The following is a 13,606-nucleotide window of genomic DNA, read 5'->3' as shown; positions in this document are numbered from 1 at the left end:
GACGCACCGGTCACATAGGGGCAACCTGTGGGGTGTCCGAGGGTGCTGCGACCGCGCCCGGGGGCTGGTCGGCAGGCCTGTCCGGAGGTCGTCGAAGCGCTTCGAAAAATTATTTGTTTTGTGTACGATCAAAATCGGGACTCACAGGAACGAGGTACGACATGCCGTCGCGCCCAGCCAGGAATCCGGCCGCCGCACCGGCATCGGCCGTCATCGGCGTGGACAGCTCCACCCAGTCCGCCAAGGCCGTCGTCGTCGATGTCGCGACCGGCCGGCTGCTCGCCGTGGGCCGCGCTCCGCACACCGTGACCGGACAGGGCGGCGCGCGCGAGAGCGACCCGGAGGAGTGGTGGCGGGCCCTGTGCGCCGCGGTCGCGGCGGCCCTCGCCGATTGCGGTCTGGACCCGGCCGCCGTCACCGGCATCGCCGTGGCGGGCCAGCAGCACGGCCTGGTCACACTGGACGCGGAAGGCGGTCCGCTGCGCCCGGCCCTCCTGTGGAACGACACCCGCTCCGCCCCGCAGGCCGCCGCCCTCACCGCCGCACTCGGCCGGGAGGCCTGGCTGGACCGGACGGGTTCGGTGCCGGTCGCCTCGATGACCGCCGCCAAGTGGATGTGGCTGCGCGAGAACGAACCGGACACCGCCGCCGCGACCGCCGCGGTCCGCCTCCCGCACGACTTCCTCACCGAACGGCTCAGCGGCGCCGCCGTCACCGACCCCGGCGACGCGTCCGGCACCTGCTGGTACGACCCCGTCACCCGGGACTACGACCCCGAGCTGCTCGCCCTCACCGGCATGCGCGCGGAGCTGCTGTCCACCGTCGCCGCCACCGGAGCCGCCCGCGCCGGCGGCCTCACCGAGCGGGCCGCCCGCGCCCTCGGCCTGCCCGCCGGCATCCCCGTCGCCGCGGGCACCGGCGACAACATGGCCGCCGCGGTCGGCCTCGGACTCGGCGCCGAAGGACTCCTGGACCACCCCGTGGTCAGCCTCGGCACCTCGGGCACCGTCTTCGCCGCCACCCGCAACCGCCCGCACTCCGCACTGCTGGCCGGATTCGCCGCGGCCGACGGCACCCGCCTCCCGCTGGGCTGCACCCTGAACTGCACCCTCGCCGTGGACAAGGTCGCCGAACTGCTCGGCCTGGACCGGGAGGACGCCGTACCCGGCGGCGAGAGCGTGCTGCTGCCCTTCCTGGACGGCGAACGCACCCCGGACCTCCCCGGTGCGTCCGGACTCCTGCACGGGCTGCGGCACGACACGACCCGGCAGCAGATCCTCGGCGCCGCCTACGAGGGCGCGGTCGTCGCGGTACTGCGCGCCCTGGACGCACTGCCGCTCGACGCGCCCGGCGCGCCGCTGCGGCTGATCGGCGGGGGCGCGCGCGGCACGATGTGGGTGGAGACCGTGCGACGGCTGTCCGGCCGCCCGGTGATCCTCCCGGACGCGGCCGAACTGGTCGCGCTGGGCGCGGCGGCCCTCGCCGCGGGCGCCGCGACCGGCCGCGACCCGGTGGCCCTGGCCACCCGGTGGGGCACCGGCCGGGGCCGCGAACTGCCCGCCGTACCACGGGACACGGCCACCTGGAACCGGGTGACCTCGGTCCTCGACCGGGCGGCGCCGGCGCTCCTGACGACACATTCCTGACGACCCCGAACACACCCCCGTAGCGGCTAAGGAAGACCCCCATGAAGTTCACCGACGGCTTCTGGCAGATGCGAGACGGTGTGAACGCCTCGTACGCCACCGAACTCCGCGACCTGCGGCTCGACGCCGACCGCCTCACCGCGTACGCCGCCGTCAAGCGCGTGACGCGGCGCGGTGACACGCTCAACGCGCCGCTCATCACGGTCGAGGCGTACGCCCCCGCCGAGGGGATCATCGGTGTCCGCGTCACCCACCTCTCCGGCAGGCGCCGCCCCGGCCCGGAATTCGCCCTGCCCGGCGCCACCGGGGACGCCACCGCCACTACCCGCGAGGACGGCCCGGCCGCCGAACTCACCAGCGGCCCGCTCACCCTGCGGCTGCCCACCGAGGGCGGCTTCGGCCTGGAGTTCCTGGACGCGGACGGCCGTCTCCTCACGGCGGCGGGACCCAAGGGAACTGCCTTCGCCACGGTGCGGGACGGCAGCCACCACATGTCCGCCCAGCTCGCCCTCGGCGTCGGCGAGACGATCCACGGCCTCGGCGAGCGGTTCACGCCGTACGTCAAGAACGGCCAGGTCGTCGACATGTGGCAGGCGGACGGCGGCACCAGCAGCGAACAGGCCTACAAGAACATCCCGTTCTACCTCTCCTCGCGCGGCTACGGCGTCTTCGTCAACCACCCCGGCAAGGTCTCCTTCGAGGTCGGCTCCGAGGCCGTCGGCCAGGTGCAGTTCAGCGTCGAGGACCAGACGCTGGAGTACTTCGTCGTCGCGGGCCCCACACCCAAGGAGGTCCTCACCCGGTACACCGCCCTCACCGGCCGCCCGGCCCTGCCGCCGGCCTGGTCGTTCGGCCTCTGGCTGACCACCTCCTTCACCACCTCCTACGACGAGGCGACCGTCACCTCGTTCGTCGACGGCATGGCCGAGCGCGGCATCCCGCTCTCCGTCTTCCACTTCGACTGCTTCTGGATGCGCGAGTACCAGTGGTGCGACTTCGAATGGGACCCGCAGACCTTCCCCGACCCGGTCGGCATGCTCGCCCGGCTCAAGGAGAAGGGCCTGCGGATCTGCGTCTGGATCAACCCGTACATCGCGCAGAAGAGCGCCCTGTACGCGGAGGGCGCGGACCGGGGCTACTTCGTCCGCACCCCCGAGGGCGACATCTGGCAGTGGGACAAGTGGCAGGCCGGCATGGCGCTGGTCGACTTCACCAACCCCGAGGCCACCGCCTGGTTCCAGGGCAAGCTGAAGACCCTGCTCGACCAGGGCGTCGACGGCTTCAAGACGGACTTCGGCGAGCGCATCCCCACCGACGTCGTCTGGCACGACGGCTCCGACCCGGAGCGCATGCACAACTACTACACGCACCTGTACAACAAGGCCGTCTTCGAGCTGCTGGAGAAGGAGCGCGGCCAGGGCGAGGCGGTCCTCTTCGCCCGCTCCGCCACCGCGGGCGGCCAGCAGTTCCCCGTCCACTGGGGCGGCGACTGCTGGTCCTCCTTCGGCGCGATGGCGGAGTCCCTGCGCGGCGGGCTCTCCCTCTCACTGTCCGGCTTCGGCTTCTGGAGCCACGACATCGGCGGCTTCGAGGGCACCCCCGACCCCGCCGTCTTCAAGCGCTGGCTCGCCTTCGGCCTGCTCTCCTCGCACAGCCGCCTGCACGGCTCCTCGTCCTACCGGGTGCCGTGGGAGTTCGGCGACGAGGCGGTCGCGGTCGCCAGGCAGTTCACCGAGCTCAAGCACCGGCTGATGCCGTACCTCTACGGGGCGGCCGTCGAGGCGCACCGCACCGGCGTCCCGCTGATGCGCCCGATGCTGCTGGAGTTCCCCGGCGACCCGGCCACCCGCACGGTGGACCGCCAGTACCTCCTGGGCCCCGACCTCCTGGTGGCGCCGGTGTTCAGCGAGGACGGACAGGTCGAGTACTACGTCCCCGAGGGCACCTGGACGTCCCTGCTGACCGGCGAGACCGTCACCGGACCCGCCTGGCACCACGGCACCCACGGCTTCGACAGCCTCCCGCTCCTGGTCCGGCCCGGCGCGGTCCTGCCACTGGGCGCGGACACCTCCCGCCCCGACGGTGACTGGACGCGGAACCTGGAGCTGCGCGTCCACGCCCCCGAGGGCCTGGGCGACTTCACCCGCACGGTGACCGTCCCCGACCTCACGGGCGCCCCGGCCGCCACGTACGAACTGGTCCGCGAGGGCGGCGCACTCCGCGTCACGGCGGACACGGACCGGCCGTACGAGGTCGTGGTCGTCGGAGACACGTCGCTGGAGGTCGTCAAGGGGTGAGGGTGCGGCGGGCGCCTCGGTTCCGGCGCGAGGTGTGCCGCAACCGAGGGGCCGAAGGCCGGATGGCGCGGGCGCGACAGGAGACGCCGGCCGGGCCCGATCCCGGCCGGGAGGCATCCGGCGGGCGGCCCGGCGTGCAGGCCGCCGACCCTGCCGAAGGGTCGCATACGCGGTCCCCAGTCCCGGGCGGTTTCGCGTCCGCCTCGCCCGCGGCCTGCATGCGGGGCTATCCGTGGACGGTGCCGAAGTCGACGCCGGTCAGGTCGCAGCTCGCGTGCCACAACCGGGCCGCGACCGCGGTGTCGGCGAGGTGGTTCCACACCGGCTCGCACCGGGGCCGGCCACGCAGACCGAAGACGCGCGGCCCCCAAAGCTCCCCTCCGCGCACGGCCGGGTCGAGCACCGCCCTGACCGCGGGCCACGCGCCGGCGTGCTTGCCCTGCACCAGGAGGGCGGCCGGCGCCCCGCGGAGCCGGGCGCCCGCTGTCCGCACATGGACCGGCGGCCGCGACGGGGTGAGCGGGTCGAGCGCGCCGCCGGGATGGACCACCACACTCGCCACCGTGCTGCGGGCGGCGCGCAGCCGGCGGTCGAGTTCGAGGCCGAAGTGCATCTGGGCCAGTTTGGAGCGACCGTACGTGCGCTTGGCCCGGTAGTCCTGCCAGGACTGCAGGTCGTCCAGATCGAGCCGCTCGGACTTCGCCGCGAAGCTTCCCACGGTCACGACGCGGGCCGCCGGTGCGGCCGACAGCAGCGGCATCAGCCGCTGGGTCAGCGCGAAGTGCCCCAGATGGTTCGTGCCGAACATGAGCTCATGACCGGCCCCGGTCTCCTCGCGCGGCGGGTCGTCGAGCGCGACACCGGCGTTGTGGACCACGGCGTCGAGGCGTTCCACATCCAGTGAATCCACCGCCGCTCCGAGCGACGCGAGGTCGGCGAGGTCCAGCCGTACGACCCGTACCCGCGCGCCGGGCACCCGCGAGTGGATCGAGGCCCTGGCGGCTTCGCCCCTCGTCGGGTTCCGGGCGGCCAGTACGACAGTGGCTCCGGTTGCGGACAACTGCTCGGCGACGAAGTACCCGATGCCGGCATTGCCGCCGGTGACCAGGAAGACGCGGCCGTCGGCGCGCGGCAGGTGTCGGACATCCCAGGGCAGGGTGGAGGAGGTGGACGACGACATGGCGATGGGGCTCCCCGACTGTTGAAGGTGACCGCGGCTGCTCCGCGGGCACCTCGGTACCCAAGGTCGCCGCTGCGGCCGACACCTCGCCTACGGACCACCGACGGCCCCGACAGACCGCCTACACCGCGCTGACCACTAGTGTTCGGGACGTGAACCGGACCGACCGCCTCTACGCCCTCGTCGAAGAACTGCGGGCCGTGTCACCTCGCCCGCGCAGCGCGCGCTGGCTCGCCGATCGCTTCGAGGTCAGCTCTCGCACCATCGAGCGCGACATCAGCGCCCTGCAGCAGACCGGCGTGCCGATCTGGGCCGAGCCCGGCCGCACGGGCGGCTACTGCCTGGACCGGACCCGCACGCTGCCGCCGGTGAACCTCACCCCCGGCGAGGCGGTCGCGATGGCGGTGGCGCTGCACCGGATGGAGGGGACGCCGTTCCGCGCGACCGCCGGTGCGGCGCTGCGCAAGCTGGTCGCGGCCATGCAGCACGACGACGCCGCCGCCGCGCAGGACATGGCCGGGCGCATCCACCTGCTCGGCCCGGTGGACGCGCCCCTGCCGGTGCCGCGCGAGGCCGCGGACGCGCTGTCCACCGGCCGCGTCCTGCGCATCGGTTACGGCGACCGGGAGGGCACCGCCACGACACGCGACATCGAGCCGATGGGCTACGTCGGCAACGCGGGCCACTGGTACCTGCTGGCCTGGTGCCGGCTGCGCGACGCCCTGCGCGCCTTCCGTACCGACCGGATCATCTCCGTCCACGTCACCGCCGAGGTGCCCGGGCCGAGGGAACTGCGGCGCGAGGACCTCGACATCCCGTACGGCGTCGTGCACCAGCTCACGCTGAGCTGACGGCCGCCCCGGCCGGCAGGGCGGATCAGGCCTGGACGAACGGCGGCCTGAACACGGCGAAGTGGTTGCCGGCCGGATCGAGCAGGTGCGCGAACGTCACCCCGACCGGGTTGACCTGCGGCGCACGCTGCACCGTGCCGCCGGCCTCCTCCACCTGGCGGCACGTCGCCTCGACGTCCTCGACGAGCACGGTGAAGACCGCGTAGTTCGGCAACTCGCCCCGGGTCGCGAACAGCCCGCCGCGCATGCCCTCCCCGGCCCCTGTGGTCAGGATCTGATACGCCTGGTCCGTGCTCTTCGTGTCGTCGTGCGCGACCGTCCAGCCGAACACGTCACCGTAGAACCGCTCCGCCTCCACCGGGTTGTCGGTGCCGATCTCGAACCAGGCGACTGCGTTGAACTGAGCCATGTCGTTCATTCCTTACGTCTCCCACCGGGCTCGCCCCGGCCCTGCCCACTCTCGGCGCCCGCGGCGACAGCCCCCTGTCGGTGTTTACGGAGCGATTCGAAGATCGAATGCGGTTGACGGGTGCGTCCCCGCCGGGGTCGTATGTCGGGCGACCGGGAATCACCTGCTCCAGGACGGAACCCATGAGCGCAGGCAGGATGCATGCCGACGAGCCCGAGATCGACGACGCCCTGGTACTGCGCCTGATCGCCGCGCAGTTCCCGCACTGGGCCGGCCTCCCCGTCGAACGCGTCGGCGTCGCCGGAACCTCCAACGTGATGTACCGGCTCGGCAAGGACAAGGTCGTCCGGCTCCCGCGCCTCGCGGGCTCGGCCGACGACACGGCGACGGAACACCGCTGGCTGCCGCGCCTCGCACCGCTCCTGCCGGCCGCCGTTCCCGTACCGCTGGCGGCGGGCCGGCCCGCCGAGGGCTACCCCTGGTCCTGGTCCGTCTACCGATGGCTCGACGGCACCTGCCCCGTGGTCGGCGACACCGCCGACTCCACCCTGCTCGCCCGGGACCTGGCCGCCTTCGTCACCGCCCTCCACGGGATCGACCCCGCCGACGGCCCTGCGTCCTACCGCAGCGAATCCCTGGCCGACCGGGACTCCGAGACGCGCGCCGCGCTGGCGGACCTGCGCGCGGACATCGACACGGAGGCGGCGGCCGAGGTCTGGGCGGCGGCCCTTCGCGCCCCCGCGCCGACCGGGCCGCCGGTTTGGATCCACGCGGACCTGCAACCGGGCAACGTGCTGACGGCCGACGGCCGGCTCACCGCCGTCATCGACTTCGGGTGCCTCGGGCTCGGTGACCCTGCCGTCGACCTCATCGTGGCCTGGTACGTCCTGCCCGCCGAGGCGCGCGGCACCTTCCGCACCGCGGCCGGGGCGGACGACGCGGCCTGGGCACGGGGCACGGGCTGGGCGCTCTCGGTGGCGCTCATCGAGCTGGCGCACTACCGGGAGACCAACGCCTTCATGGCGGACACCGCACGGCACGTCATCGCGGAGATCCTCGCGGACCGGCGGCAGGGGGAGTAGGGCCTCTCGTCCGGATCAGGCCGGATCCGAACGAGAGACGCTTGCCGCATCCGGTCCTCCCCGGGCGCGCCGCCCCCGTCCCCGCGGCCGGAATGCGATCGTGGACCAGCAGGTTTGCACCATCGACAGCACGTGAAGCCGCCCGGTCCTGCCGGGGCGGCTTCGGTGAGCGGTAACGGCACTGAGAGCGGATGGCCTCCATGGGCGAGTTGATCCTGATCCGGCACGGCGAGACGGAGTGGTCCCGCAACGGACAGCACACGAGCCACACCGACCTGCCACTGACGCCGCTCGGCGAACGCCAGGCCCGCGCGCTGGCGCCCCTGCTCGCCGACCGCGACATCGCGCTCACCGTGGTCAGTCCTTCGGTACGGGCCCGGCGCACCGCCGAACTCGGCGGGCTCGCCGCGCCCCGGATCAACCCCGAGCTGCGCGAGTGGGACTACGGCGGCTACGAGGGGATCACCACCGAGGAGATCCACCGGACCCGTCCCGACTGGAACCTCTGGACCGACGGCGTCATCGCCGGGCCCCAGGCGCACCCGGGCGAGACGCCCGAGGACGTGGGCGCACGGGCGGACCGGGTGCTGGCCGAGGTCCGGGAAGCGGCCGACCGGGCCGGCGACGGCGACATCGCGCTCGTCGCCCACTCCCACTTCCTGCGCGTCCTGACCGCCCGCTACCTGGGCCTGAGCCCCGCCGAGGGCACTCTCTTCCAGCTCGCCACGGGGGCGGTCTCCCGGCTCGGCACCGAGCACGGCCAGCCGGTCATCACGGCATTGAACGTGACGCTGCCGGAGAGCCTGTTCCCCACCACGGTCCCGGAGACGCCGGAACGGACCTGAGACCGCGCGGAGTTGCCCGTCAGAGCCGGCCGTCCCTGAGGGCCGCGACGAAGGGCGCCCAGTGCGCGGCCGCGAAGGTGAGCGCCGGCCCCTCGGGGGCGGCCTTGCTGTCGCGTACGGGGACGAGGCCGGGGAGGTTGTCGGCGATCTCGACGCAGCTGCCACCGTCACCGTTGCTGTACGACGACTTGCGCCAGGCGGCCGTTCTCAGGTCACGTGCGGTGCTCATGGGGTGAGATAGTCCTTCGCCGCCGATTCGATCAGGGCCAGGGACGCCTCCGGCGACAGAGCGACGGCCCTGGCCAGATCGTATGCCGATTGGTAAGTGCCCACCAGCTGCGGTTCGTCGATGAGCTGCCCGGTGTACGCGCCCTCGCTGTAGGCCACCGGAGGGCCGTCCGCAAAGTCCATCAACGAGACCATCGTGTTGAGGAACGGGTGCACCCCGGCGGAGAACGGCAAGACCTGGAGAATGATGTGCCGATGCGTAACCGCCGTCTCCGCAAGGTGGTTGAGCTGTTCGCGCATGACCTCGGGGCCACCGACCGGCACCCGCAGGGCGGACTCGTGCAGGATTGCCCAGAACGCGGGCGGCGTGTCGCCCCGCAGAAGTTCTGAGCGCTCCATGCGGGTGCTGACCTGTTGTTCCACGGCTTCGGCGGAGATGAATCGCTGAGAAGCACGGGTCAACGCTGCTGCGTAACCACGTGTTTGGAGCAGGCCGGGAATCAACACGGGGGCGTACTCACTGATGCTCCTGGCCTGCCTTTCCAGCTCGGCCGCGTCGGCGAAGTACTCCGCCACCCGCGACTGTCCGGCCAGTCTGCACAGCCGCTCAAGATGTGCTCCGCTGCCTAGCAGTTGGTCGAACGCGCGGGACATCTCCAACTGCGGCCGGCGCGTCGCCGCCTCGAACTGGCCGATGTACGAGCCGGAGCAGAAGACCCGCTCGCCGAGCTCGCCCTGCGACATCCCGGCCGCCTCGCGCAGCCGGCGCAACTCCGCGCCGTAGAAGGCGCGAGAGTCGGTGTACGGGTCCAGATCCTTCGGCAGAGGCATGAGCGGAACGTAGCGGCAACTCGCCCCGCCCCACTGCCGAACGGCCCGGGGCCCACTCCCACGTGTGACACGGCCAGGGGAGAACGCGGACGGCCGGCATCTCGTGGGGAGATGCCGGCCGTCCGTGGAGCAACCGAGGTCAGGAGATGAGCTCCACCTCCGCGAGCGTCGCCTCAGCGTCGAGCACCAGCCGGTAGTGCGCGTACGAACCGGGGGTCTTCACCGTGAAGGCCCTCGTCTGCTTGTCCCAGGCGAACGACTGGCCGGACCGCTTGTCGAGGTCCTTCCAGGTCTTGCCGTCCGACGAGCCCTGCACCACCCAGCCGCTCGGGCCTTGGCGGCCGCGCCCGACGTCAGCGTGTACTGGACCGCGTTCGTCGCCGAGGGGACCGGCAGCTCCACCGTGGAGGCCGTGGCCGAGGTGGCCGAGGTGTCGTCGAACAGCGGACCCTCGCCCTTCAGCACGTCCTTCTTCGGCGACGGCACCTTGTCGTCCTTGGTGATGGAGACCGGGGCGGCGTCCTTGCCGGTGCCCCAGGCCGACGGCTTGGGACCCATGTCGAAGTCCAGCACCCCGCCCTTGGCGAGCACGTCGTGCGGCAGCGAGGTGGAGGTCCACTTCTTGCCGTTGACCTTCAGGCCCTGGACGTAGATGTTCTTCGTGCTGTTCTTCGGCGCCCTGACGACCAGGTCGTGGCCGTTCTCCAGGTGCACGGTGGTCTTGGTGAACAGCGGGGAGCCGATCGCGTACTCGCCACTGCCCATGACCAGCGGGTAGAAGCCGAGCGAGGAGAAGAGGAACCAGGCCGACTGCTCGCCGTTGTCCTCGTCGCCGTGGTAGCCCTGGCCGATCTCGCTGCCCGTGTACAGGCGGCCGAGGACCTCGCGGACCTTCTCCTGCGTCTTCCAGGGCTGCGACGCCGCGTCGTACATGTACGTGACGTGGTGCGCGACCTGGTTGCTGTGGCCGTACTGCCCCATCCGTACGTCACGGGCCTCCGTCATCTCGTGGATGACGCCGCCGTACGAGCCCACGAACTCGGGGCCCGCCGTCTCGGGGGTGGAGAAGTACGTGTCCAGCTTCTTGGCCAGACCGTCCCGGCCGCCGTACAGGTTGGCGAGGCCCTTGCTGTCCTGGGGGGCGGTGAACGCGTAGCCCCAGCCGTCGGTCTCCGTGTAGTCGTAGCCCCAGACCCGCGGGTCGTACTTGTCGGACGGGAGCCGCCAGTCGCCCTTGGGGTCCTTGCCCTGGAAGAAGCCGGCCTTGCTGTCGAACAGGTCGACGTAGTTACGGGCCCGGTTCATGAAGTACTCGGACTCGTCCTTGTAGTGCTGCTTCTTCGTCTTCTTGTAGAGCGCCTGGCCCATCTGCGCGATGCCGTAGTCGTTGAGGTAGCCCTCAAGCGACCAGGACAGGCCCTCGTGGGTCGAGGTGTCCGCGTAACCGACGAAGGGCGAGGTCTCCATGCCCTTGCGGCCGACTCCCGAGGACGGCGGGACGACCGTGGCGTTCTTCAGGGCCGCGTCGTAGGCCGCCTCCGCGTCGAAGTCCACGCCCTTGATGTACGCGTCCGCGAACGCGACGTCCGACGAGGTGCCGGTCATCAGGTCCGAGTAGCCGGGGGAGGACCAGCGCGAGATCCAGCCACCGTCCTTGTACTGCTGGACGAACCCGTCCACCATCTCGCCGGCCTTCTTCGGCGTGAGGAAGGAGTACGCGGGCCACGTCGTCCGGTAGGTGTCCCAGAAGCCGTTGTTGACGTACACCTTCCCGTCGACGATCTTCGCGCCGGTGTGGGTCGGGGTGTCCGAGCCGACCTGCGGGGAGAACGGGGAGGCGTACTTGTCCTTGCCGCCGACCTTCTCGAAGCCCGAGTTGGGGTAGAGGTAGAGCCGGTACATGCTGGAGTACAGCGTGGTCAGCTGGTCGGCGGACGCGCCCTCGACCTCGACCTTGCCCAGCAGGTCGTCCCAGGCGTCCTGCGCCTTGTCCTCGACCCGGTCGAAGGAGCGCGAGGCGGGGATCTCGGCGGCCAGGTTCTGCTTCGCCTGGTCGAGGCTGATCAGCGAGGTGGCCAGCCGCAGGTTGACGGTACGGTCCTTGCCCGCGTCGAAGCGGAGGTAGCCGGTCACGTCGTCGCCACCGCCGCCGGAGAGCTTGCCGCTGCTCTTGACGGGGGAGTCGAAGACGCCGTACACGAAGAGCCGGGTGGCTCCCGTCGACCCGCCGCTCTTCACGTCGGAGAACCCGGTGAAGGAGCTGGTCTTCGCGTCGAGGGTGAGCCCGCCGTCGTTGGAGACGTTGTCGAAGACCATGCTGGCGTCGTCACCGGGGTAGGTGAACCGCATCCGCGCCGCGTGGTCGGTCGGCGTCATCTCGGCCTTGAGGCCGTTCTCGAACGTCACCCCGTAGTAGTGGGGCCGCGCCGTCTCGTTCTCGTGCTTGAACGGCAGCGCGCGTGCCTCGCGGGAGGCGTCCGGGGTGCCGGAGACCGCCGACGGCATCATCTGGAAGGTCTGCCGGTCGCCCATCCAAGGGCTCGGCTCATGGCTCGCGCTGAAGGCCTGCAGGGTGGGCAGGTTGTCCTTGTTGTTGCCGCGCGCGTAGTCGTACAGCCAGCTGGTCGAGCCGGCGTTGGTGACCGGGGTCCAGAAGTTGAAGCCGTTGGGGACCGCGGTGGCGGGGAAGTTGTTCCCGCGGGAGAAGTCGCCGCTTGAGTTCGTGCCGCGGATGGTCGAGGCGTAGTCCGAGAGGTGCGCCTTGCGCTTCTCGGGCGCCTTGGGAGCGATCTTGATGTCGTCGAGCCAGCCACGGAACTTCGACGGGCCCTTGGGGGAGTCGTACGCGACGAGGACCCGGTCGACGGTCTTGCCCGCCGCGACGGTGCCGATCTGCGAGTCGACCTTGTTCCACTGGTTGACGTAGAGACGCTTGCCGTCGGCCTGGCCCTGCGGGGTCAGCAGACCGCCGTTGGAGTCGGTGGCGTGCAGGTCGCTCAGGTACGTGCCGTCCGTGAACGCCAGGTCCACGGAGACGTGCGTGGCCGGGTAGGCCAGATCCGTCTGGGCCATCTGGGGGTAGACCAGGTAGGAGAGCGCGGTGTCCCGGGTGACGGCGGTGTTGACGTCGAAGACCTTGTTGTACGAGTAGGCCCGGCCGTCCGCCTTGTGCGTGCCCGCGTACCGCAGTGCCTTCTTTCCGGTGAATCCCGCGCCGGCCTTGGCGGTCGGGGAGCCGGACGGGCCGTTGTCGATCTGGCTGCGCATGTCGTCGGGGGCCGGCGTGGAGGTGTCGCCGTCGGAGAACTGGACGTCCGCGAGCTGGGTCGCGTCGGCGGCGCCGTTGTTCTTCGTGATGTTCAGCCGGAAGTGCTGGTAGGCCTTGTCCGACGTGAAGTCGTACGACTTGGTCTGGAAGCGCTCGCCGAAGCTCTGGCCGGTCTGCGAGTCGAGGTCAGTCCAGGTCTTGCCGTCCTCGGAGCCCTGCAGGGTCCAGTCCTTGGGGTCCCGCTCGTCGTGGTCGTCGGCGGACGTCAGCGCGTAGGTGACGACCTTGACGGGCTCGACAAGATCGAACTCGGCCCAGGCGGCGGGCTTGAAGGAAAGCCACTTCGTATGGGATTCGCCGTCGATGAGGTTTTCCTTCACCTCACCGCCACCGGTGTTCTCGTCACTGGCGCGGACGTCTGTCACCTTGTCGGTGACATTGCCCGGGATTCCGTCGGAGAAGCCGCCATCGACGCCCGATGTCCGCTTCTTTCCGTCCGGGCCCTCTTCGACTGTATTGCGCCAGTCCGGCTGCTTCTCGTCAGCCTCGAAGGATGAACTGAATATCCGGTCGCCCGCAGGCTTATGCCCCTTTTCTCCTGACCCGGCCGACTGAGCGGCGGACGCGGTGGGGGCTGTCACGACCAGAACCAGTGAAGCCGCGATCAGGGCGGCCATACCGTTTTGTCTCTTGCGAGAACCGTGTCGGGGCTGCATGCCGAGCCATTCCTCCCGAGGAAGCGCGCTTGGACAACGTTGTCAGCGGGGTGCGCAGGAACCAGTAGGGAGCGAAGTGCCTGGTGGTGTCAAGGGTGTTGGATGGAGACACGCAGTCGAATCGACCGTAATGCGGGAATCGTTACATCCGGAGGAGGGCGTGCGGTGCCGAGGTATCCGCGAGGTCTCAACTCGGGAAAGACTGCCGTTCAAACCTGCATTCGATCTTGCTCAGTTGGCGGCAAGTGGACTA

At 70.8% G+C, this 13,606-nt stretch carries 9 protein-coding genes and 1 pseudogene; 5 read left to right on the top strand and 5 right to left on the bottom strand.

What is annotated here, in order from left to right; genetic code table 11:
* Positions 1–161: 161 nt before the first annotated feature.
* Both xylB and yicI read left to right on the top strand, forming a co-directional pair.
* Positions 162–1,646: a xylulokinase gene (gene xylB / locus LNW71_RS04495; RefSeq protein WP_250967037.1), complete on the top strand. Its 1,485-nt coding sequence runs from the start codon at positions 162–164 to the stop codon at positions 1,644–1,646.
* 41 nt (positions 1,647–1,687) lie between these two features.
* Positions 1,688–3,943 carry an alpha-xylosidase gene (gene yicI / locus LNW71_RS04490; protein ID WP_250967036.1) on the top strand — a complete coding sequence of 752 codons (2,256 nt, stop codon included), beginning with the start codon at positions 1,688–1,690 and terminating at the stop codon, positions 3,941–3,943.
* Between the two features lie 226 nt (positions 3,944–4,169).
* Here the strand turns inward: yicI and LNW71_RS04485 are convergent, their stop codons facing one another.
* A complete protein-coding gene (locus tag LNW71_RS04485) occupies positions 4,170–5,123 on the bottom strand; it encodes an SDR family NAD(P)-dependent oxidoreductase (RefSeq protein WP_250967035.1) in 954 nt (317 codons plus the stop codon).
* A 152-nt stretch (positions 5,124–5,275) separates the two neighbouring features.
* Here LNW71_RS04485 and LNW71_RS04480 point away from each other — a divergent pair, with 152 nt between their 5' ends.
* Positions 5,276–5,974: a YafY family protein gene (locus LNW71_RS04480; protein WP_250967034.1), complete on the top strand. Its 699-nt coding sequence runs from the start codon at positions 5,276–5,278 to the stop codon at positions 5,972–5,974.
* Positions 5,975–5,999: 25 nt separating this feature from the next.
* Here the strand turns inward: LNW71_RS04480 and LNW71_RS04475 are convergent, their stop codons facing one another.
* Entirely contained in the window at positions 6,000–6,383 is a 384-nt protein-coding gene (locus tag LNW71_RS04475; protein WP_250967033.1) for a VOC family protein, read from the bottom strand.
* 182 nt (positions 6,384–6,565) lie between these two features.
* Between LNW71_RS04475 and LNW71_RS04470 the strand changes: the two genes are divergently transcribed.
* Both LNW71_RS04470 and LNW71_RS04465 read left to right on the top strand, forming a co-directional pair.
* A complete protein-coding gene (locus LNW71_RS04470; protein WP_250967032.1) occupies positions 6,566–7,465 on the top strand; it encodes an aminoglycoside phosphotransferase family protein in 900 nt (299 codons plus the stop codon).
* Between the two features lie 200 nt (positions 7,466–7,665).
* The gene (locus tag LNW71_RS04465) at positions 7,666–8,310 is read left to right on the top strand and encodes a histidine phosphatase family protein (protein ID WP_250967031.1); all 645 of its coding nucleotides are present in this window, start codon (positions 7,666–7,668) and stop codon (positions 8,308–8,310) included.
* 19 nt (positions 8,311–8,329) lie between these two features.
* On the opposite strand, the gene LNW71_RS04460 is transcribed toward LNW71_RS04465, so the two are convergent.
* From LNW71_RS04460 to LNW71_RS04450, 3 genes and pseudogenes are all read right to left on the bottom strand, one after another.
* Entirely contained in the window at positions 8,330–8,539 is a 210-nt protein-coding gene (locus tag LNW71_RS04460) for a DUF397 domain-containing protein (protein ID WP_250967030.1), read from the bottom strand.
* A complete protein-coding gene (locus tag LNW71_RS04455; RefSeq protein WP_250967029.1) occupies positions 8,536–9,369 on the bottom strand; it encodes a helix-turn-helix transcriptional regulator in 834 nt (277 codons plus the stop codon). Before LNW71_RS04455 ends, LNW71_RS04460 begins: the two co-directional genes overlap by 4 nt.
* A 139-nt stretch (positions 9,370–9,508) precedes the next feature.
* Positions 9,509–13,353 (bottom strand): annotated as a pseudogene (locus tag LNW71_RS04450) (GH92 family glycosyl hydrolase).
* Between the last annotated feature and the right edge of the window lie 253 nt (positions 13,354–13,606).

Source organism: Streptomyces sp. RKAG290, assembly GCF_023701695.1.
Lineage (GTDB): Bacteria > Actinomycetota > Actinomycetes > Streptomycetales > Streptomycetaceae > Streptomyces.
The sequence above is the reverse complement of the archived record's forward strand: the minus strand, read 5'-3'. Positions and strand labels throughout refer to the sequence as shown.